Origin of the sequence: Sorangium sp. So ce362 (assembly GCF_051519845.1) — a bacterium.
Classification (GTDB): domain Bacteria; phylum Myxococcota_A; class Polyangia; order Polyangiales; family Polyangiaceae; genus Sorangium.
The window spans coordinates 3,243,945-3,262,065 of sequence record NZ_CP150332.1 but is presented as its reverse complement, the minus strand read 5'-3'; the positions used below and the strand labels follow the sequence as shown (position 1 = coordinate 3,262,065).

Genomic DNA, 18,121 nt, shown 5'->3' with positions numbered 1-18,121 from the left:
GGACGACGTCCGGGGTGGACAGGCTCCGCGTGAAACCGCGAGTGTTTAGCCCCCTTTCCACCCATCGTCGCGGACGATCGTACGTGGACGGCGCGCAGAGGATGCGCGTCGCGGCATTGCGTTCTTCAGCGCGAAATTATCGTGTTCTCGTGGAGATGCGCGCTCGGGATGACGTGGCGGAAGGCTTGTGCGCTCCTGTCTGCCCGCTCTGCCCAGCGCGCCCGCCGAGCACAGCGGCTAGCCGCCGTTGACGAGGAGGAGCGAGAGATAGCCGTAGTCGTTGCTGGTCCAGTTCGGGCTGAAGGTCATGCCGCACATCCCGATGTTGTAAGTGCCTGCGTTGAGGCCGGTGATGACGGCGCTGAGCCCGAAGGACACGCGCGTGCTCGCGGGGACCCGGCCGCCTTTCAACCCAAGGCCGACCATCAAGATGTCATCGAGCTCCGGCGGGCCGGACGGCTGAGGATGAACCTGCTGGTAGCACATGAACAGGCTGAGGCTATCCGCCGGCGAGGTGCCCGCTCCCAGGTACCGATGTGCGGTCGCGTAGATCGACTGGCTCATCGACGAGACCTCCACCTGGGCCGTCGGGCCGAAGAAGTCGACCGCTCTTCCAGCCGGGAGCGTGACGTGCGGGCCGACTCCGCTGACCGTCAGCGAGAGCACCACCCCCTGTGGCCCGATCGGGCCAGCGGGGCCCGTGGAGCCGCGGGGTCCTTCCGGCCCGACGGGGCCCGCGGGGCCCATCGGACCGTCGAGCCCCTGGGGTCCGGCGGGGCCCATCGGACCTTCCGGGCCCACCGGGCCCATCAGGCCTTGGGGGCCCATCAGACCGATCGGGCCCATCGGCCCCTCCGGTCCCATGGGGCCGACCGGGCCTTGCGGTCCCGCTGCGCCCGCCGGACCCGTGGGCCCTGCCGGACCCGTCGCTCCGGCCGGCCCGGCGGGGCCATCCACCCCTTGCGGCCCCTGAAGCCCCGTCGGCGAGCCGACCCACTGCCCGTTCTCGTCGATCACCTGGTCGCCGTTCACGGCGACCCCGTTCCCGTCGATGAGCACCGTGGTGCCGCTCTCGGTGTTCACCGAGATCGAGGTCGGCGTGATGTCGCCGTTCACGTTCCCGGCGAGGAGCGCGTACGGCACGCTCGCGACCGTCGCGCGCGGCTTCAGCTCGACGTCGTCGCCGACCGTGATGCCGAGGTACCGCTCGGCGCCGTCGAAGATCGCGCCCTGGAACGGCGTGATCGAGCCGAGGCGCACCGAGAAGAAGCCGTCCTCGAACGTGATCGCGTGGACCTCGCTCCAGATGGGGGTCGACGCGCCGCGATCGTCATAGAGGGCGAAGACGACATCGAGCGTCTCGCTGATGGGCGCGTTGCGCTCGTCGAAGAGCCGGCCCTGGTGGGTGATGGTCGCCGGCACCGCCGCCGCCGCGGTCCCTGCGCCCGCGACCGCGCCCATCGCAAGGGCGGAAGCCATCATGCACCGCGCGATCCTCGATGTCCGCATCACCAGATCCTCTTCATTGCAAGCTCCCGTTGGCTCCGATGAGCCCCCCCTGCATCCGAACCTTGGGCGAGCTCGACGCCTCCTGGTTCTGCGTCGGCTGGCCGAGCGTGAACACCATCCGGTAGCGGGAGCTCCTCGCGACCTCGCCAGCGGTCACCGTCTCGCTCGCCTCCGCGCCCGCCGCAGCGTGCGCGGCCCCGCCCTGCCCTGCGCCGCCGCCGCCCTCCCCGCCGCTGCCCGAGCTCGCGGTCGCGCCCTGACCGCCGGCGCCGCCGGCGCCGCCGCTGCTCGCGGTGTAGGGAGCCTCGACCATCGAATCGGCGGCGCAGCTGCAGCCAACCGCGGGGGTCAGCGCAGAGATCGTCACCATCGCTCCGAGCCAGGCGGAAAAACGCAGTCCGCGATTCACTGAATCCTCCGGCCCGACAGCAAGTCGCGCCCGATAGAGCCATTGGACGAGCGGCGGCGCTCGGCGTCAAGCGACGGCGCGCCTCACCGCGCGCGGGGCCGGCGGCAGAGCGAGCCGCGGAGCGCCTTCGCCGGCCCCGCGCGCGGTGAGGCGGTGGACAGGCGGCGGCGCGCGCGCTATGCGGCCGCGTGAGCCGCGCTGGTAAAGAGAAGGAACGAGAGGGAGAGAAGCTCATCGTGCGCAACAAGCGCGCGACGTTCGACTACACCCTCGACGATCGGTTCGAGGCGGGGTTGGTGCTGCTCGGCAGCGAGGTGAAGATGCTCCGCGAGGGCGCCGCCGAGCTGACGGACAGCTGGTGCGCCATCGAGCACGGGGAGGTGTTCCTGAAGGGGGTCAACATCCCCATGATGTCCGGGGCCGCCTTCGGGCACGAGGCGAAGCGCCCGCGCAAGCTGCTGCTCCACGAGAGCGAGATCGAGGCGATCCGCAAGGGCGTGGAGCGGGAGGGCATGACCGTGATCGCGACCCGTCTCTACTTCAAGAACGGCCGCGTGAAGGCCGAGATCGCCCTCGCGAAGGGGAAGAAGACCGTCGACAAGCGCGAGAGCCTGAAGGAGAAGGACGCCGCGCGCGAGGCACGCGCGGCGATCGAGCGCGCCCGCGGCGGCGGCGACCGCGGGCGCAGCCCGGCGCCCCGCCCGCGGAGGCCGGAATGACATCGCACCTCACCTGGTCGAAGGGCGGCGAGGCGGAGCTCGTCGAGATCGATGGCGACCGCGTGCGGCTCCGCTCGACCGCATCGTCGGCGCCGGGAGCGCGCGTCGAGGGCTCGCTCCGGTCGACCGGGACGGCGATCCGGCTGAAGGTGGCCCGGTGCCGCCTGCGCGCCCCGCACGAGCCCAGCGACCCGGCGCCGGCCGAGCGCATCTACGAGCTCGAAGGCCGGCTCATCGACGCGACGCGTGACGTCCGCGCCGAGCTCACGCAGCTCGTCGGCGGCGAGCGTCCGGGCTGATCCGCGCTCGCGTCGACGAGCGTCCGGGCCGATCCGGACCGCGGAGCGCGCCGTCCGACGGCGCGTGTTGCGGTGATTCACCGCGACATTTACGCTGACAGTCTATGAAAATCACGTCGCGCCCTCGTGTAATTTTGCGACGTTGCTCGACGTATGACGTGGAGAAAATCCGCAGCATCGTGCGCAGCGGTCTCGAGGAGCTCTCGCTCCGCCCGCGGGGCCGGACGCTCATCAAACCGAACGTCGTCGCCTCCGGCGCGCACTTCCCGCACGCCTATACGCGGCCCGAGTTCATCGAGGGGGTGATCGGCGCGCTCAGGGATCGCGACGACGGGCGCGTGACCGAGCTCGCCGTCGGCGAGCGGTGCGGCATCACGCTCCCGACCCGCATGACATACGAGGGCGCCGGCTACTACCCGATGTTCCGGCGGGCCGGGGTCAAGCACTACCACTTCGAGGAAGAGCAGCAGGTCGAGATCCGGCTCACGCACGAGGGCCGGCTGCGCGACTACGTGTTCACGCCGGAGCCCGTCGCGAAGGCCGACTTCTTCGTGAACTGCCCCAAGTTCAAGTCGCACCCCTGGACCACCGTGACCTTCTCGATGAAGAACTACATCGGGATCCAGGACGATCGGCACCGGCTCATCGATCACGACCACCGGCTGAACGAGAAGGTCGCCGACCTTCAGTACATCGTGCAGCCGCAGTTCATCGCGATCGACGCCATCACCGCCGGCGAGGGCCGGATGCTCACGCCGTCGCCGTTCGACCTGGGCCTCATTCTCATGGGGAACAACCAGGTCGCCTTCGACGCGGTTTGCTGCCAGATCATCGGCGTCGATCCGAGGAGCGTCGAGCACATCCGCCTGGCCTCGGAGCGCGGCTTCGGCCCGATGAACCTCGGCGAGATCGAGATCACCGGGGACGTGACGCTCGAGGAGGCGAGGCAGAAGGCCAAGGGGTTCAAGGTGGGCCTCGTCCGCGTCGAGAAGTACTTCGAGGGCACCAACATCACCGCCTACGCAGGCTCGCCGCCCGAGCCCGAGCACACCGACTACTGCTGGGGCGGCTGCCCGGGCGCCATCGAGGAGGCGATCGAGATCCTGCGCGAGTACGACAAGGAGTGCGACGCGAAGATGCCGCGGATGCACGTGGTGTTCGGCGCCTACGAGGGCCCCATCGACGCCAAGCCGGGCGAGAAGGTGGTCTTCATCGGCGACTGCGCGACGTACAAGGGCAAGATCGGCGATCAGCTGATCAGCATCGACAGCCTGTACCGGGAGCGGAGCGCGCGGGACCCCTACACCGCGAAGCACGACGACGTGCTGGCGAAGATGGTGAAGGTGACGACCAAGCTCGCGATGGCCCGGAACGAGAGCGTCATCCGGCTCGAGGGCTGCCCCGTGAGCGTCGCGGAGCAGGTGCTCACGCTCGTCACGCTGGGCAAGACGAAGAACCCCTACTTCGCCGCCGATCAGGTGCTCGAGTTCAACAAGGCGTACGTCGCCTGGCGCGGGGCCTCGCTCGCCAAGCGCCTCTCAGGCAAACCCTACCAGGTCCACGGGGCGTGCTCGCGCGGCGAGGCGGCCCCCGAGCTCCCGTCCGAGCCGCCTAGCCCTCCGGCCGCAGAGTGAGGTCGAAGAGGACCTCGATCTCGTCCCGCACCTTGAAGGCGCCGAGCGGCCCCTTGACCTCGCGCACGCCCAGCGCAGCCAGCGAGAGCTGACAGCCCCCCGTCACACCGACGACCCCCTCGCCGCGATCGCGCGAGGACAGGCGCGCCACAAGCGCGGCGCTCCCCGAGGGGATCTGCACGCGCACGTCGGCGCGATCGCGCGCGATCCCCGAGGCGCGGACCTCCACGACCTCCGCGCCCCGGAGCACCTCGCCCTGGATGCGGCGCTCGATGTCGCGACGATCCCCCGCCGAGAGCGCGTCCGGGTCGAGGCGATCGCCGCGCAGCACCCCCGCGACGCAGAGGCCGGCCACGCGGATCTCGAGCTCGGCCGTCCATGCATCGCCGTCGAGCCGCGCTCGGCCGCGCAGCTCCGACGCGGTGATCTCGAGGTCGTGCGCGAGGCGCGCGAGCATCCCGGCGGCGCGGGTGCGGATCGTCAGACGGGACGCGGCAGGATCGAGGTGCAGCTCGTTCACGGGGCGAGGATCCTTGTCACCATGCGGGGGAGCCGGAGGACGGAGGACGCCACGGTCAGCGGCGCCTGGAGCGGCGCGGTCCGTCAGGGACGAGCACGTAGCGGCTCGATTGAGGCTCGGGCTGCCGGAGGAGCTCGGCGCGGAGCAGCGCCTCGGCGAGCCGCGCCTCGATGACCTCGTCCGTGACGTCGGGCTCCAGGGTCACCACCGCGGCCTGGATGTCGCGCGCCAGCGCGTCGAACTCCGCGCTGTCGAAGGCGTAGATGTCGTCGGGGAACAGGAGCGCGAGCGGCTTCCGCTCCACGGCCGTGTTCGTCAGCGTCGCGAGGTCGCTCTCGACGATGAGCATGACGCGGGCCCGCAGGCACATCCCCCTGCAGCGCATCGCGAGCGCCTCCGCCGAGCCGACGAGCAGGACCGATCGAGGCGTATTGATCGCCTTTGTGGCGTCGTCGTCCTCGTGAGCCATTCCTCGAAGAGTACGTCAACGAGCGGATGAAGCCATCCCTCTTGCGCCCCCGATGACCTCACGCTCGGGCAGGAAGTCGAGCGGCCGATCGCGGCACGCTGGACCGAACGCCCCCGCCGCCCCGGCCCACAACGCTACTCCCTGCAGCGAGCGGACGCGGCGAGCACGAGAAGAACGGCGCTCAGCGCGAGCAAGCCGGCGCTCGCCGGCTGCCCGAGCCCGAGCGGCGAGGGACCGCCGAGGAGGTTCACGGCGTTGCCCCGGGGCAACAGCGCGCCGACCACCCCGGCCGAGCCCCCGAAAAGGAAGTCGGCCGCGAGCGGCACGAAGCGGCCGAGGCCGCGCCGGAGAAAGGTCGCGCCGAGCGAGAACCAGCCAGCGTAGGCGGCGCCGGTGAGCGCGCCGATCCACCCACTGATGAGCATGTCTCGGACCAACGGCGCAGCGCCGGGGCCCCGGGCGGCCGCGACGACAACGACGGCGAGCAACGCGCCCACCAGAGCGGCGGTGAGGGCTGTGGTCAGAGCGATGCCGAGCGCGACATGGTGGGAGGAAGCGCCGAAGCGGGCCGCCGGCCAGGCCGCGTCGCGCAGCGCGGCGCGATCGGCGGCGTCAGCGGCGAGGGCGAAGATCGTGATCGGCGTGACGACGCGGAACGTGGCGAGCAGCGCCCGGTCGACGGCCCCGGAAGACCCGAAAGCGACCTCGATGACCGCCGCCGCGGCGGCGAGCGCGACGCCGAGACCGAGCGCCAGCAGCGGGCGCCGCGCGAGGAGGCGGCTCAGGGCCATCTCCATCCCGAGCCGGACGCCCACCAGCGCGGGCGTCCTCCGCTCGGAGCCCCCCGCCGCAGGAGGCGCAGGCTGCGCTGCTTCGACCGGGGCGCTCTCACCTGTCATGCTGGCGTCCTGCCTCCGTGGCGTGTGGCGAGCCATCGGTCACCGGCGCGTCGGCCCCGATCTGTCCGCCGGAAGCAGTGCCGGCGGGCGCCGCCGGCTGCATGTCCGCGAGCGCTGCGCCGGGCGGCACCGCGCTGGGCAGCGGCGGGCCGGGCGGCTCCTGGCCGGGCGGCTCCTGGCCGAGTGGCTCCTGGCCGGGTGGCGCCGGCGCGTCGAACGCCGCAACGGCGACCGGACCCTGGGGCGGCGCGCCGGGCAGCGGCGCAGCGCCGGCCCCCACAGGCGCGCCGAAGGGCCGGGCCGGGCGAACGGCGGCCAGCCGCAGCGCGGTCGCAGCCCGCACGTCGTGCAGCGACGGGGCCGGGGAAGAGATCGCGATCAGCGTGACGTCCTCCCGGGCAGCCGCGTCCAGGATCGCGAGCGCCGCCGCCTCCCGGTCGGCAGCCCGGATCCGCAGCGCCGAGGACGCCTCGACCGGCCCCTGCTCCCACGCGCCCGCGCGGACGGCGGGAGAGCCCGCGAGCGCGGCGGCGAGCGCGCGAGCGCCGGGCGCGCCGGGCGCCCGCTCATGGACCAGCACGTGGAGCTCGACCTCGGCCCCTCCGGCGCCGGGCGCGGCCGAGCTCGGGGCGCCGGCGAGGCGCTCGCCGTCGCCGGGCTCGGTCCGGGCGACGACGCCGCGATCGAGCACGTGGATGCGATCCGCGAGGGCGCTCGCGTCCACCGTCGAGGACGTGATGAGCACGACGCAGGCGCCGTCCGCCGCGAGCGCGCGCAGGCGCTCGCGGACCGGCGCCGGCGACGACACGGCGACGTCGGCGAACGGCTCGACGAGGCAGAGCAGGAGCGGCTGGGGCACCCCCAGGGCGAGCGACAGCCCGATCGCCCGGGCCTCGGCGAAGCTCAGCGAAGCCCTGCGGCGGGCGAGGAGCGGCGCGAGGCCGAGCGGATCGAGCAGCGCCGCGGCGCTGCTCGCGGGCGCGCCGCGGGCCCGGAGCGCCACGGACATGCAGGAGGCAACCGACGCGCCGTCGGGCAGCTCCGGGGCGATGGAGAGCACGCCGATCCGCGCCCGCGTCGCCGCGCTCCGGAACGGGTCGCGCCCCGCGACGAGGACGCGGCCGGCGAGGGGCGCGGCGCGCCCGGCGAGCACCTCGGCGAGGGCCAGCGTCCCGTCCTCCGGAGCGCCGAGGACCGCGTGCACGCCCGGGCCGAGCGCCGCCGCCGCGCCGAAGAGGCTCCCCCGCGGGCGCCCCGCCTCGCCGGCGCTGTCGCGCGCGCGCACGCCATCGAGCACCACGATGGGCCCGCCCGGGATCATCCGGCGGGGGCCCCGGCCGAGCGGGCCGCGAAGGAGAGGAACGCGCCGAGCGCGCCCGGGATCGACCACCTCGAGTCGCCGGCGAGGTCGGCGAGGGCCCAGGGGACGAGGATCAGCGCCAGGAACAGGGCGCGCCCTCGCGCGCCGGCGATGCGGCCGCTCGCCGAGGCGAGGCCGCCGAGCGTCACGCCGGAGACGACGCCGAACAGGGCGAGCGCGGCGCCGAAGGCGAGGTGATGGAGGGCGAGCAGCGCCGAGCCGGAGAGGAGCGCCGCGAGCGTCGAGAGCATGGCCAGCGGGAGCGCCACGACGCGCGCGATCTCCAGCATCGCGGCGAGGCTGCGCGCGCCGTGGAGCGGGGCCCGCGAGATCCCCCGCGCCGCGGCGAGCGCCTCGATGCCGTCGCAGCGGTCGGACGCGGGCCGATCGTGCGCCGCGGCGAGGGCGATGGGGCCGGCGGCCGCCCACGCGAGCCCGCGCGCCGCGGACCCGAGCAGGCCCTCCAGCGCCGTCGTCCCGTCGTCCAGCCGGAGCACGAGCGCCGCGACGCCGTACCCGAGCGAGATCAGCGCCGCCATGGCGAGGCCGAGCTGCCCCCCGCGCGCGCCGCGCAGCCGCGCGCAGCCGAGCGCGACCGCGGCGCGCAGCGCCTTCTGCACGGCCGCGCGCCGCCGCCCGGGATCGTCCGGACGCCTGCTCGGCGCATCGCGCGGTTCGGGATCGTGCGGGCGGGTCATCGAAGGGGGCGTGCGGACAGAGCGGCGGCGACGCGCGCAGCTAGCGCTGCCCTTCCAGGCGCGCGGGCGCAAGGCCAATGTGGCACGCGCCGAGGCGCGCCGTTGGAATGTGGTCGCGCCGTACGCCGGCGCCACCCCCGCCGCGAGCAGGGAGCCTCTGCGCGCAGCGGGAGCCCCCTGCCCTAGTCGAACGAGAGCCCGCGACGGCCCTTGTGCTTGCGCTTGCGCTCCTTGTCGGCGACGCCGATCTTCCCCCACTCGTAGGTGATGCGACGGCGGAAGACGCCCAGCGCATCGCCGCCGTAGAGCAGGAGCTCGCGCGGGGAGTCCGTCTCCCCGATCGTGGGCTCCCAGAGGTCCGACGGGACGAACACGAGCAGCGCGGGCGCGCTCAGGTGCATCCGCGCGATGAGGAGCCCGCACGTCGCCCTGTCGCCCGGCCGCGCTCGCTTCGCGCGCTTGCCGCGCCCGCGCGGCCCCTCTTTCGCGCCGCCCGGGCGCACGCAGCCGCCGCCGAGCACGAGCTCCTCGTTTCCCCGGGGGTGCCAGGTCCACATGCGCTCGACCTTGAACGCATCCTCGGACGATCCGGCCTGGGCCGCGGCGCGCACCTCCTCCGGCACGAGCTCCGCGAGCTGCGCCGCGACGCGCGCGTCGAGGAGCGGCTCCAGCCGGAGCGGGCGATCGCGCGTCACCTCGAGCACCACCTCGAAGCTGTTCACGTCCCCGGCGCAGCAGCGCACGCCGACCTCGGGGCGGCGCGTGTCCGGCTTGACGCCGCGCCCGTGGGCGCAGCGCCCCACGAGATCGCCCGAAGGCCCGTTGCCCCCGCGCAGCGTCACGAGCCCCGGCTTGCCGCTGCCCCGCTGCCACTGGCTCGAGGTCCAGGTCCAGACACCGCCATGGAGATCGTGCACCCCGAACGCGCTCACGCACCCGGCGTTCACCCCGTTCGGCGTCAGCACCCGGCTCTGCCCGGTCGCGCACGCCGACGCCTTGTACGCGTCGCCGTACTCGTACGTGGTGTTCACCGGCCCCTTGCAGGCCCGCTCGACCTCGAGCTCCGTGCAGAGGCGCTTGCCCTGCGCCTCGCAGAGCGCGCGCGCCTCGTCCTGCGTGATGTTCGTGGTCGGGATCGCGCCGACCTCGTTGGGGAACGAGAAGACGTCGATGTAGAAGCCGTGCATCACGACCTGCGCGCCCGCCATCTCCTCGTCGGCGATGCGCGGCAGCCGGTCCGGCGGCGTGCCCGCGATGAGCACGCCCTTCGGGATCCACGCCATGCCGGGGCGCGGCTCCGGCTCGGGCTGGCCCACGTCCCAGGGCGGCGCGGCGTCGAGGTCCGCGTCCGTGCCGGGCGAGGCGCCGCCGCGCTCGCACCCGAGGGACGCCGAGAGGACGGCGAGCGACACGGCAGCCGCGAAGGCCTTCCCTCTCGGCGTGCGGACGGAGCGCTGCTCGCCGGGGCCCACGGGCTCACTCGGGGTCGCGTTCGCGGAGGTTCAGCTCCTTCATCTTGAGCTGAAGCCCCTTGCGCGAGATCTTGAGGAGCCGCGCGGCGTGGGTGACGTTGCCGTGCGTCTGCTTGAGGGCGCGCTCGATGAGGTCGCGCTCGAGCTTGCTCATCGCCGCCTTGACCTGCTCCTTCAGGCCGTCGGGCGTCGACGGCGCGAGGGACGTGTCCGCGGCCGCGGCAGCGAGCGGCAGCGAGGCGCCGGGCGTCGACGTGGCGCCGCTGCGGATCTCCTCCGGCAGGTCGTCGAGGCGGATGCGCGAGCCGTCGGCGAAGAGGAGCGCGCGCTCGACGACGTTCTCGAGCTCGCGGATGTTCCCCGGCCACGCGTGCGACGACAGCCGCTCGAGCGCGTCGGGCTCGATGCCCTCGATGCTCTTCTTGAGGCGCGCGTTGAACTTCGCGACGAAGTGGGCGCAGAGGTGGGGGATGTCACTCCGCCGGTCGCGCAGCGCAGGGAGCGCGATCGGGACGACGTTGAGCCGGTAGAAGAGGTCTTCGCGGAACGTTCCCACAGCGATCTCCCGCTTGAGATCGCGGTTCGTGGCGGCGACGAGGCGGACGTCGACGTGGATGGTCTTGATGCCCCCCACCCGCTCGAACTCGCTCTCCTGCAGGACGCGCAGGAGCTTCACCTGCATCTCGTTCGGGATCTCGCCGATCTCGTCGAGGAAGAGCGTCCCGCCGGAGGCGAGCTCGAAGCGCCCCGGCTTGGAGCCGACCGCGCCCGTGAAGGCGCCGCGCTCGTAGCCGAAGAGCTCCGACTCCATGAGATCCTTCGGGATGGCCGCGCAGTTGACCTTGATGAACGGCCGGTCGCGCCGGCTGGAGTTCTCGTGCAGCGCCCGCGCGACGAGCTCCTTCCCGGTGCCGCTCTCGCCGCTGATGAGCACCGTGGTCGGCGTGTCGGCGACCCGCTCGAGGATCGCGTAGAGCTCCTGGATCGGCGGGCTCTCGCCGATGATGCCGAAGCGGTCGGAGCCCCCGCGGGGCGGCGCCGCGGACACGTCGCGCGTGGCGTCCGCGCTCGCGAGATCGCGGGTGCGGAGGGCCTTCTTCACGACGACGCGCACCTCGTTCTGATCGAACGGCTTCGTGATGTAGTCGAACGCGCCCGTCTTGAGCGCCTCGACGGCGTTGTCGACGGTCCCGTGCGCTGTGAGGAGCACGACGGGGCGCGAGGGGTCGTCGCGGAGCGCGGCCCGGAGCAGGTCCATGCCGTCGACCTTGGGCATCCGGAGATCGGTGATGACCAGATCGATGTGGTGCTCCTTCAGGAACGCGAGCCCTTCCTCGCCGTCTTCGGCGGTGTGGACCTCGTAGCCATCCCGGCCGAGCTGGGCGCTGAGGACCCGCCGGAGGTTCGCCTCGTCATCGACGACGAGGATCTGCTTCTTTTCGGGGAGCATCACCGGGCGAGACTAGCAGAACCGACAACCAGGCAAGCGCCGTGACCGCCCCTTGATGCTCCAGGTTGGTCGCCGCGCGCGCGACGTGCGCGTCCTCGACACCGCGCACCGCGCTCCGCGTGGCCGCGCCGACGGGCGCTCCGGGGCACCTCCCCGCCGCCTCGCTCGGCCGCCCGCCCTGCCGGTCGACGGGCCGAACGCATTGCCCCGGAGTCCGCCGTGATTCCTTTTTCTCGCTGCCGGCGAGACGGATCAGTATGCTGCGCCCACTTCTCGTGGAGGGCGGCTCGGATGCGTGTGCTTCGGACTTGGCTGGTCGGTCTCGGCGCGGGGATGTTCCTCGCTGCGGGGTTGGCCGTAGCAGGAGATCCGGCCATCGAGTACCCCGAGTGCTACCGCACCGCCACGCCCGCGGACCTGGAAGGCGCCAAGGGCGCGCACAAGGCCGCCACGCAGTTCTACGAGCGGGCCGACTACGACCGCGCCATCCAGTACTGGAAGGACGCTTACCAGCTCGACTGCACGGCGCACCCCGTGCTCATCAACATCGCCAACGCGTACGAGAAGAAGGGCGATCGCGCCGAGGCGGTCACCGCGCTGGAGACGTACCTCGCCCGCACGCCGGACGCGAGCGACACCCAGACGATCCGGGACAAGATCCAGAATCTCAGGAACGCCATCCGGCCGACGCCGACCCCGACCGCCAGCGAGTCCGCGTCGGCAGCCGTGCCGCCTCCGACGGATCCTACCGCCTCGGCGGCCCCGAGCTTTCCCGTGGAGCCGCCTCCCCCGCCGCTGCCCCCCTATGGCTACGCCCCGTGGGTCGCGACGGGCGCCGGCGTCGTCACGCTGCTGGTCGGCGGGATCCTGACCTCGAGCGGCTTCGCGGACATCGGCGCCGCCGAGGACAGCTGCCCGTCGCGCATCAACTGTGAGCCGGACGTGGCCGATCAGGGCAACCAGGGCCGCACCCACGCGACCGTTGGCGGCGTGCTCCTCGGGCTCGGCGCTGCCGGCGTCGCCGGAGGCCTCATCTGGGAGCTCGGGTTCAATCAGCCCCGACCGGTCGCCGGCATGCCTGCGCCCGCCGCCGGGGTCCGGCTGACCCCGGTCGCCGGTCCAGGTGCGGCCGGGCTCGGCGTGTCCGGCCGCTTCTGAGCAGGCTTCCCGGCGAGCCGCTGGCCTCCGTGCCGGCGCAGCTGCGGCACGGCTGGCGGCCTCGGCTCGGCGAGATCTGCTGGCATGGGGAACGATGGACCGCAGGCGGACGAGCGATCGCTGGCGTATCGTCTACTCTTCTACCGTGCGCCTCCGCTCCTCCGCCCGCCTCCTCCTGACAAGGTGCTCTCTGAACAGGATCGCGCTTCCGGGCGCGCTGCTCGCCGCGCTGTCGGTCGCGGGGGCGGCGGTGCTCGCCGGCGGGCAGGACCCGGCGCCCGCGATCTCCCGGATCGGTCGTCTCCTCGTGCCTCCGGCGCGCGCGGCGCCCGCTCCGCGTTCCGCGGCCGCCAGCGTCGCGCTCCTCGCGACCTCGCCGGGGGGCGCCCGGACGACGCTCCACATCGCCGCCGTCGGAGGAGCGCAGGTCGGCCCCGCGCTCGCCACGATCCGGCACCTGAGCGACGCGGTGGTCCGCGCCCGCGTCGTGCCGCGAACGCCGATCGTCGTCGCGACCGCCGACACGAGTCCGGCCCGCGATCGCTCGTTCAACGCGAGCCTCTTCCGCATCGCGCCGCACGCGGAGCCCGTCGCCCTCTGCGACCGCGTGGTGCACGCGAGCCGCCCGCTGGTCACCGCCGGCGGGCGCGTCTTCGTCTCGCGCGGCGTCGCCGGCCCGGAGCCGCCGCGGGACGGCGACCTCGCGCGGCTGCGGGTCGACGCGCTCACCATCGACGAGGTCGACCTCGTCACCGGCGCGACGCGCACCGCCCACAGGCACACGGGCTACCTCGCCTTCCTCGCCGGTGAGTGGAACGGCGAGCTCGTCGTCTACCGCGTCTCCCCCGGGTCGGCCGACATCGTCCTCGTCGACCCCGACTCCGGCACGACGCGCGTGATCGCCCCGTCGATCCCGCCGTTCGCGCGCGATTTCTCGATCGACGCGGCGACGGGCGCGCTCGTGTTCCAGGAGCGGCACGAGACGAATCCCGGCATGTGGGTCATCGATCGCATCGATCTCGCCCGAGGCAAGCGCACCCGGCTCGAGGTGAGCGCGAGCAACGGCCTCGCCCCGCACGTCTGGCCGGGCGGAGGGCTCGCGTACACGCCCACCCGCGCCACCGGGCTCTTCCTTGTCGGCGCCCGCGCGAGGGTCCGCGGCCCGCTCGGCGCCGGCGTCGACGCCATCCAGGCCGTCTCGTCGGACGCGGCGTGGGTGGCCGCGCTGCACACGAACCCCTCCACGTTCGCCGTGCCGTTCGCGATCCACGTGGAGAGCGGCGAGGTCGCCGCGATCCCCGCGCCGTCCGGAGCGCGCATCGCCGTCGCCGGCTTCACCACCGCGAAGGAGGAGCCGTGAGGAGCCGCCCTCTCCTGATCCTGGCGGCGATCTCCGCGGCCACGCTGGTCGCGCCGGCCGCCCTCGCGGCGTACTGCCCCTGCTTCACCGCGTCGAGCGCCTACAACGATCGCGGCTGCGCGATCGAGGCCGTGCCCGGGATCAACCCATCGGTCGCGGAGTGGAACGCCATCTTCGACCGCGTCGCGCGGGGCCCCGCGGCCTGGGGGGGACGCCGGCCCGGCGACCTTCGACCTCGGCCAGGGCTGCGATCAACCCGAGGCGCCGCGGCAGATCCCCGCGGCCTTCCCCTGCGAGCTGCTGAAGGCGATCGCCATGCAGGAGTCGGGGTGGCAGCAGTTCTGCGAGCCGGACCGCCCCATGGACCAGGCGGGGGCGAGCTCGCGAACGATCATCTCGTTCGACTGCGGCTACGGCGCCTCGCAGATCACGAGCGGCATGCGCAGCGGCGATAGCCCCGATTTCGATCCGCGCCGCGTGGCCGCCGACCCGACCTACAACGCGGCCACCGGCACGCACATCCTCGCGATGAAGTGGAAAGCCACGCGCTGCGTCGGCGACCGGCAACCGGCGATCGTCGAGCACTGGTACAGCGCCGTGTGGGCCTACAACGGGCTCTCGTACGTGAACAACCCGAACAACCCCAACTACGACGCGGGGCGCGGCGTCTACGATCCGGCGATCGGCGGCGCTGTTCCGTACCAGGAGCGGGTGTTCGGCCGGATGGAGCACACCGGCGGGCGCTGGGAGGGGACCGAGGTCGCCTACCCGGCCCTGGGCGAGATCGGCGGCAGCGGCGCGCCGGCCGCGCTCTCCGAGCCGCGCTGCGCTTCGCCGACGGACTGCACGCGAACGCGTCCCCTCCACGTCACGCGCTGCGTGGACGACGGCGGCGCGGACGGGGACGGCGGCGCGGACGGCGACGGCGCCGCGGGCGGCAGAGGCGGCAGCGGTGGCGCGGACGGCGACGGCGGCGCGGACGGCAGAGGCGGGACAGGTGGCGCGGACGGCAGCGGTGGACCGGACGGCGACGCTGGAGGCCCGCCCGTCACGGCTGGCCAGGGAGGATCCGGCCGCCCCTTGGACGACGAGGAGAACGACGACGAGACGACCTCGACGAGGGTGGGCATCTACGGCCGGTGCTCCTGCGACGTGCCCGGGAGCGGCGCCGCCGCCGGCGCGGCGTCCTGGATGGCGCTCGGCGCCGGAGGGCTCGCCGCGGCGTGGCGGCGGAGGCTTCCGAGGCGTCGTCGCACGGACTAACCTCGCCGCGCATGCCACCTTCGCTCGGCTCCGAGCTCATCGCAGCGTGGGCTGCCCGGCGTGGCCTCGCCTTCACCTCGCGCCCCGACGAGGCCTGGTTCCGTCGCTGGGAGCCGTACGACACGATCGCGCCCCCCTCCGCGTACCTCTCCGCGTGCACGTGGACGGCGAACCCCGGGCACGCCGTCATCGCCGAGCCCTGGTACGCGGACGGCGACGCCGAGCCGCTCGAGCGATCGCTGCTCGGTTTCGCGACGCACCCGGCGCTCCAGCACCGCGCCGCGATGCGCGTCGGCGAGCATTTCTTGACCCGCGTCGCCTTCATCGAGAGCCCCCCGCCGCCCAGGGTCGTCCTCGACGACGCGCTCTGGGACGCCCACGTGACGACATTCGCCGCCTCCGCGCGCGAGGCGGCCGCCGCGTTCCATCCGCGCCTCCGCAAGCTCCTCGCCCGCCGCGGCTTCCAGGGGCACCTCGAGCTCCGCCCCGGCGGGCTCGTCGTGCACTGCGCCGGCTTGCGGCCCATCCCGGAGCACTACGACCGGCTGCTCGGCATCGTGCGCGAGCTCGTCAACGCGGCGCTCCCGTGAACGCAAGGCGCCCGTGAGCGCCCCGTAAGCTCCCGTAACCCAACGCACACACGCGCTTACGCGCGCAAACACATGTAAGCACGCGTAATCACACACAAATACGCGACAATGCAACAACGCGGCCCCGCCGGCCAGCCCTGTCGACGCGTCCGCCGCGCCGTTCTAGGCTCCCCGATCATGGCCAAGGTCCTGGTCGTCGAGGATGAGCCGGCCATCGCCGAGTCCATCGCCTATTTCCTGCGCCGCGACGGGTTCGCGGCCACGGTCACCACCACGCTCGCGGCCGCGGAGCGGGAGATCGACCATGCGGACCTCATCATCCTCGATCTGATGCTCCCCGACGGCAGCGGCTTCGATCTCATCGGCCAGGTGCGGCGGAGCGCCGCGCGCGCCGCGATCATCGTCCTGTCGAGCCGCGACAGCGAGGCCGACCGCGTCGCCGCGCTCGAGACAGGCGCCGACGACTACGTGACAAAGCCGTTCTCGCCGCGGGAGATCGTCGCGCGGGTGCGCGCCGTCCTGCGCCGCGCCGCGCGGCCGTCGCTGTCCGACGCCGCCCCCGCGCCGCTGCCGCTCATGGTCGACGAGGCCACGCGGCGGGCGCACGTCAACGGCCAGAAGGTCGACCTCACCCGCGTCGAGTTCGATCTGCTCGCCTGCATGCTCGCCGCGCCGGGCAGGGTGTTCACGCGCGCGCAGCTCATCGACCGGGTCTGGGGCGACGGGTTCGCGATCACCGACAGGACCATCGACTCGCACGTGAAGGGGCTCCGGAAGAAGGTCGTCGAGGCCGGGGGCGACGCCGACCTCATCGAGACGGTGCGCGGCGTCGGCTACCGCGTCACCGACAAGCCGAGCCGCACGGAAGGCGGCGGCTAGCGCATGGTGCGCCTCGTCGTCACCGCCGCGGCGGCGGTCTCGCTCATCCTGCTCGTCGCGCTGTTCGCCTCCCGCCTCGTCCGGGTCCGGACGGCCGGGATGAGCATCCGGATGCAGATCTTCATCGCGCTCGGCGGCATCGTCGGCGCGTTCGCGTTCGGGCTCGGGCTGCTCGTCATCGATCGCATCGAGGCGCGCGCGACGCTGCTCGCCGAGGGCAGCGCGCGCGACGAGGCGGCCGCGTTCGCCGCCGTCGCCGCGATGGAGATGGAGGTCCGCGACGTCGACCTCGCGGCCGTGCGCGCGCTCGACGGCGAGGCCGACGGCCCCACCGCCCAGAGCATCGCGCTGCTCGACCCGGAGGGGCGCGTGCTCCGGGCGCGCGGCGCCTCGCCGGGCGAGCCCGGCACCGTCTTCGTGACCTCGCCCATCGAGGTCCGCGGCCGGCGCGTCGGGAGCGTGCAGGTCGTGAAGCCGACCATCGTGGTGCAGCGGATGGTCGCCGACTTCGCCCCGCCGATCCTCGTGATCAGCACGGTGCTCGGCGCCGCGGCGGCGCTCTCGTCCTTCCTGATCGGCCGCACCATCGCGACGCCGATCGAGACGCTCACCGAGTTCGCCGTGCGCGTGAGCGAGGGGGAGGTGCGCGCGGCGCCGCCGCCGGCCCAGGGCCGCGAGGTCCAGCGGCTGACGCGCGCCATCGACTCGATGCGGCGCCAGATCGAGGGCCGCCCCTTCGTCGAGACGTTCGCCGCGGATCTCTCGCACGAGCTCAAGAACCCGGTCGCCGCGATCCGCGCGAGCGCCGAGGTGCTCTCGGAGGCGCTCGACGACCCCGAGGAGGCCGCCCGCTTCGTCTCGCGCATCCGCGAGGCGGTCACGCGGATCGAGGCGCTCCTCGGCGAGCTCCTGTCGCTCGCGCGCCTCGAGGCGCGCGGCGTGGAGCACGCCGCGGTCGTCGACCTCGTCGCGATCGCGCAGGCCGCCGCGGCGCGGGCGCGCGAGCGCGGCAGCCGCGTCGAGCTCGACACGCCGAGCTCGGCGACCGTGCGCGGCGACGAGCTCTGGCTGTCGCGCGCGCTCGACAACCTGCTCGACAACGCGCGCACGCACGGCGATGCCGCGGCCCCCATCCAGATCGCCGTATCCCGCCTGGGCGGACAGGTCGCGATCGCGATCCGCAACCGCGGCGAGCTCGGGCGGCACGTCGCTGGCCGCCTGTTCCGCCGGTTCGTGACGACCCGCGCCGACCGGGGCGGCACCGGCCTCGGCCTCGCGATCGTCAAGGCGATCGCCGAGGCCCACAGCGGCTCGGCCGAGTGCACCCACCGCGGGCCGCCCGCGGTCGAGTTCAAGATCTCGCTGCCGGGGGCCTGAGCTGGTAGACCCATGAGCTCCCCCGCTTCGCCTCACCTCCCCGGCGAGGATCCGGG

Annotated in this window: 18 protein-coding genes; 9 read left to right on the top strand and 9 right to left on the bottom strand. The window is 73.5% G+C overall.

Features of this window, described 5'->3' with window-relative positions:
• Nucleotides 1–237: 237 nt before the first annotated feature.
• On the bottom strand, nt 238–1,482 hold the full coding sequence (locus tag WMF17_RS12955) for a collagen-like protein (RefSeq protein WP_437602355.1): 1,245 nt from the start codon (nt 1,480–1,482) through the stop codon (nt 238–240).
• 40 nt (nt 1,483–1,522) lie between these two features.
• Nucleotides 1,523–1,879, bottom strand: coding sequence for a hypothetical protein (locus WMF17_RS12950; protein WP_437649673.1), 357 nt, complete (start codon nt 1,877–1,879; stop codon nt 1,523–1,525).
• 227 nt (nt 1,880–2,106) lie between these two features.
• On the opposite strand from WMF17_RS12950, the gene smpB reads away from it, so the two are divergent.
• From smpB to WMF17_RS12935, 3 genes are all read left to right on the top strand, one after another.
• The gene (gene smpB, locus WMF17_RS12945; protein ID WP_437602353.1) at nt 2,107–2,637 is read left to right on the top strand and encodes an SsrA-binding protein SmpB; all 531 of its coding nucleotides are present in this window, start codon (nt 2,107–2,109) and stop codon (nt 2,635–2,637) included.
• Complete coding sequence (locus WMF17_RS12940) at nt 2,634–2,936, top strand: hypothetical protein (protein ID WP_437602352.1); 303 nt, start codon at nt 2,634–2,636, stop codon at nt 2,934–2,936. Before smpB ends, WMF17_RS12940 begins: the two co-directional genes overlap by 4 nt.
• A 179-nt stretch (nt 2,937–3,115) precedes the next feature.
• Nucleotides 3,116–4,570 (top strand): DUF362 domain-containing protein, encoded by a 1,455-nt coding sequence (locus WMF17_RS12935; protein WP_437602351.1) that lies wholly within the window; start codon nt 3,116–3,118, stop codon nt 4,568–4,570.
• Here WMF17_RS12935 and WMF17_RS12930 read toward each other — a convergent pair.
• The 7 genes from WMF17_RS12930 to WMF17_RS12900 form a co-directional block, all read right to left on the bottom strand.
• Complete coding sequence (locus WMF17_RS12930; protein ID WP_437649671.1) at nt 4,548–5,090, bottom strand: hypothetical protein; 543 nt, start codon at nt 5,088–5,090, stop codon at nt 4,548–4,550. The two genes, WMF17_RS12935 and WMF17_RS12930, sit on opposite strands and share 23 nt — an antisense overlap.
• 55 nt (nt 5,091–5,145) lie before the next feature.
• Complete coding sequence (locus WMF17_RS12925; protein ID WP_437602349.1) at nt 5,146–5,559, bottom strand: hypothetical protein; 414 nt, start codon at nt 5,557–5,559, stop codon at nt 5,146–5,148.
• Between the two features lie 134 nt (nt 5,560–5,693).
• A complete protein-coding gene (locus WMF17_RS12920) occupies nt 5,694–6,458 on the bottom strand; it encodes a hypothetical protein (RefSeq protein WP_437649669.1) in 765 nt (254 codons plus the stop codon).
• Nucleotides 6,448–7,779 carry an ABC transporter ATP-binding protein gene (locus tag WMF17_RS12915; protein ID WP_437649667.1) on the bottom strand — a complete coding sequence of 444 codons (1,332 nt, stop codon included), beginning with the start codon at nt 7,777–7,779 and terminating at the stop codon, nt 6,448–6,450. Before WMF17_RS12915 ends, WMF17_RS12920 begins: the two co-directional genes overlap by 11 nt.
• Nucleotides 7,776–8,516, bottom strand: coding sequence for a hypothetical protein (locus WMF17_RS12910; RefSeq protein ID WP_437649665.1), 741 nt, complete (start codon nt 8,514–8,516; stop codon nt 7,776–7,778). Before WMF17_RS12910 ends, WMF17_RS12915 begins: the two co-directional genes overlap by 4 nt.
• Before the next feature lie 182 nt (nt 8,517–8,698).
• Nucleotides 8,699–9,988, bottom strand: a complete 1,290-nt coding sequence (locus WMF17_RS12905) for a formylglycine-generating enzyme family protein (protein WP_437602345.1) — start codon at nt 9,986–9,988, stop codon at nt 8,699–8,701.
• Nucleotides 9,989–9,992: 4 nt separating this feature from the next.
• Nucleotides 9,993–11,438: a sigma-54-dependent transcriptional regulator gene (locus tag WMF17_RS12900; RefSeq protein WP_437604248.1), complete on the bottom strand. Its 1,446-nt coding sequence runs from the start codon at nt 11,436–11,438 to the stop codon at nt 9,993–9,995.
• Between the two features lie 351 nt (nt 11,439–11,789).
• On the opposite strand from WMF17_RS12900, the gene WMF17_RS12895 reads away from it, so the two are divergent.
• The 6 genes from WMF17_RS12895 (at nt 11,790) to WMF17_RS12870 (ending at nt 18,065) form a co-directional block, all read left to right on the top strand.
• On the top strand, nt 11,790–12,596 hold the full coding sequence (locus WMF17_RS12895; protein WP_437649663.1) for a tetratricopeptide repeat protein: 807 nt from the start codon (nt 11,790–11,792) through the stop codon (nt 12,594–12,596).
• Between the two features lie 94 nt (nt 12,597–12,690).
• On the top strand, nt 12,691–13,956 hold the full coding sequence (locus WMF17_RS12890; RefSeq protein WP_437649661.1) for a hypothetical protein: 1,266 nt from the start codon (nt 12,691–12,693) through the stop codon (nt 13,954–13,956).
• Nucleotides 13,957–14,271: 315 nt separating this feature from the next.
• Entirely contained in the window at nt 14,272–15,219 is a 948-nt protein-coding gene (locus WMF17_RS12885; RefSeq protein ID WP_437649659.1) for a hypothetical protein, read from the top strand.
• Between the two features lie 11 nt (nt 15,220–15,230).
• Nucleotides 15,231–15,809, top strand: a complete 579-nt coding sequence (locus tag WMF17_RS12880) for a hypothetical protein (RefSeq protein ID WP_437602341.1) — start codon at nt 15,231–15,233, stop codon at nt 15,807–15,809.
• A 177-nt stretch (nt 15,810–15,986) separates the two neighbouring features.
• The gene (locus tag WMF17_RS12875) at nt 15,987–16,688 is read left to right on the top strand and encodes a winged helix-turn-helix domain-containing protein (protein ID WP_437602340.1); all 702 of its coding nucleotides are present in this window, start codon (nt 15,987–15,989) and stop codon (nt 16,686–16,688) included.
• Nucleotides 16,689–16,691: 3 nt separating this feature from the next.
• The gene (locus tag WMF17_RS12870) at nt 16,692–18,065 is read left to right on the top strand and encodes a histidine kinase dimerization/phospho-acceptor domain-containing protein (protein ID WP_437649657.1); all 1,374 of its coding nucleotides are present in this window, start codon (nt 16,692–16,694) and stop codon (nt 18,063–18,065) included.
• Nucleotides 18,066–18,121: the final 56 nt, after the last annotated feature.

Bases quoted from the DNA above. Each gene is read 5' to 3' on its own strand.
- WMF17_RS12955 (WP_437602355.1), bottom strand. From the start codon at position 1,482: ATGATGGCTTCCGCCCTTGCGATGGGCGCGGTCGCGGGCGCAGGGACC.
- WMF17_RS12950 (WP_437649673.1), bottom strand. From the start codon at position 1,879: ATGGTGACGATCTCTGCGCTGACCCCCGCGGTTGGCTGCAGCTGCGCC.
- WMF17_RS12940 (WP_437602352.1), top strand. From the start codon at position 2,634: ATGACATCGCACCTCACCTGGTCGAAGGGCGGCGAGGCGGAGCTCGTC.
- WMF17_RS12925 (WP_437602349.1), bottom strand. From the start codon at position 5,559: ATGGCTCACGAGGACGACGACGCCACAAAGGCGATCAATACGCCTCGA.
- WMF17_RS12920 (WP_437649669.1), bottom strand. From the start codon at position 6,458: ATGACAGGTGAGAGCGCCCCGGTCGAAGCAGCGCAGCCTGCGCCTCCT.
- WMF17_RS12915 (WP_437649667.1), bottom strand. From the start codon at position 7,779: ATGATCCCGGGCGGGCCCATCGTGGTGCTCGATGGCGTGCGCGCGCGC.
- WMF17_RS12910 (WP_437649665.1), bottom strand. From the start codon at position 8,516: ATGACCCGCCCGCACGATCCCGAACCGCGCGATGCGCCGAGCAGGCGT.
- WMF17_RS12900 (WP_437604248.1), bottom strand. From the start codon at position 11,438: ATGCTCCCCGAAAAGAAGCAGATCCTCGTCGTCGATGACGAGGCGAAC.
- WMF17_RS12890 (WP_437649661.1), top strand. From the start codon at position 12,691: ATGGACCGCAGGCGGACGAGCGATCGCTGGCGTATCGTCTACTCTTCT.
- WMF17_RS12885 (WP_437649659.1), top strand. From the start codon at position 14,272: ATGCAGGAGTCGGGGTGGCAGCAGTTCTGCGAGCCGGACCGCCCCATG.
- WMF17_RS12880 (WP_437602341.1), top strand. From the start codon at position 15,231: ATGCCACCTTCGCTCGGCTCCGAGCTCATCGCAGCGTGGGCTGCCCGG.
- WMF17_RS12875 (WP_437602340.1), top strand. From the start codon at position 15,987: ATGGCCAAGGTCCTGGTCGTCGAGGATGAGCCGGCCATCGCCGAGTCC.
- WMF17_RS12870 (WP_437649657.1), top strand. From the start codon at position 16,692: ATGGTGCGCCTCGTCGTCACCGCCGCGGCGGCGGTCTCGCTCATCCTG.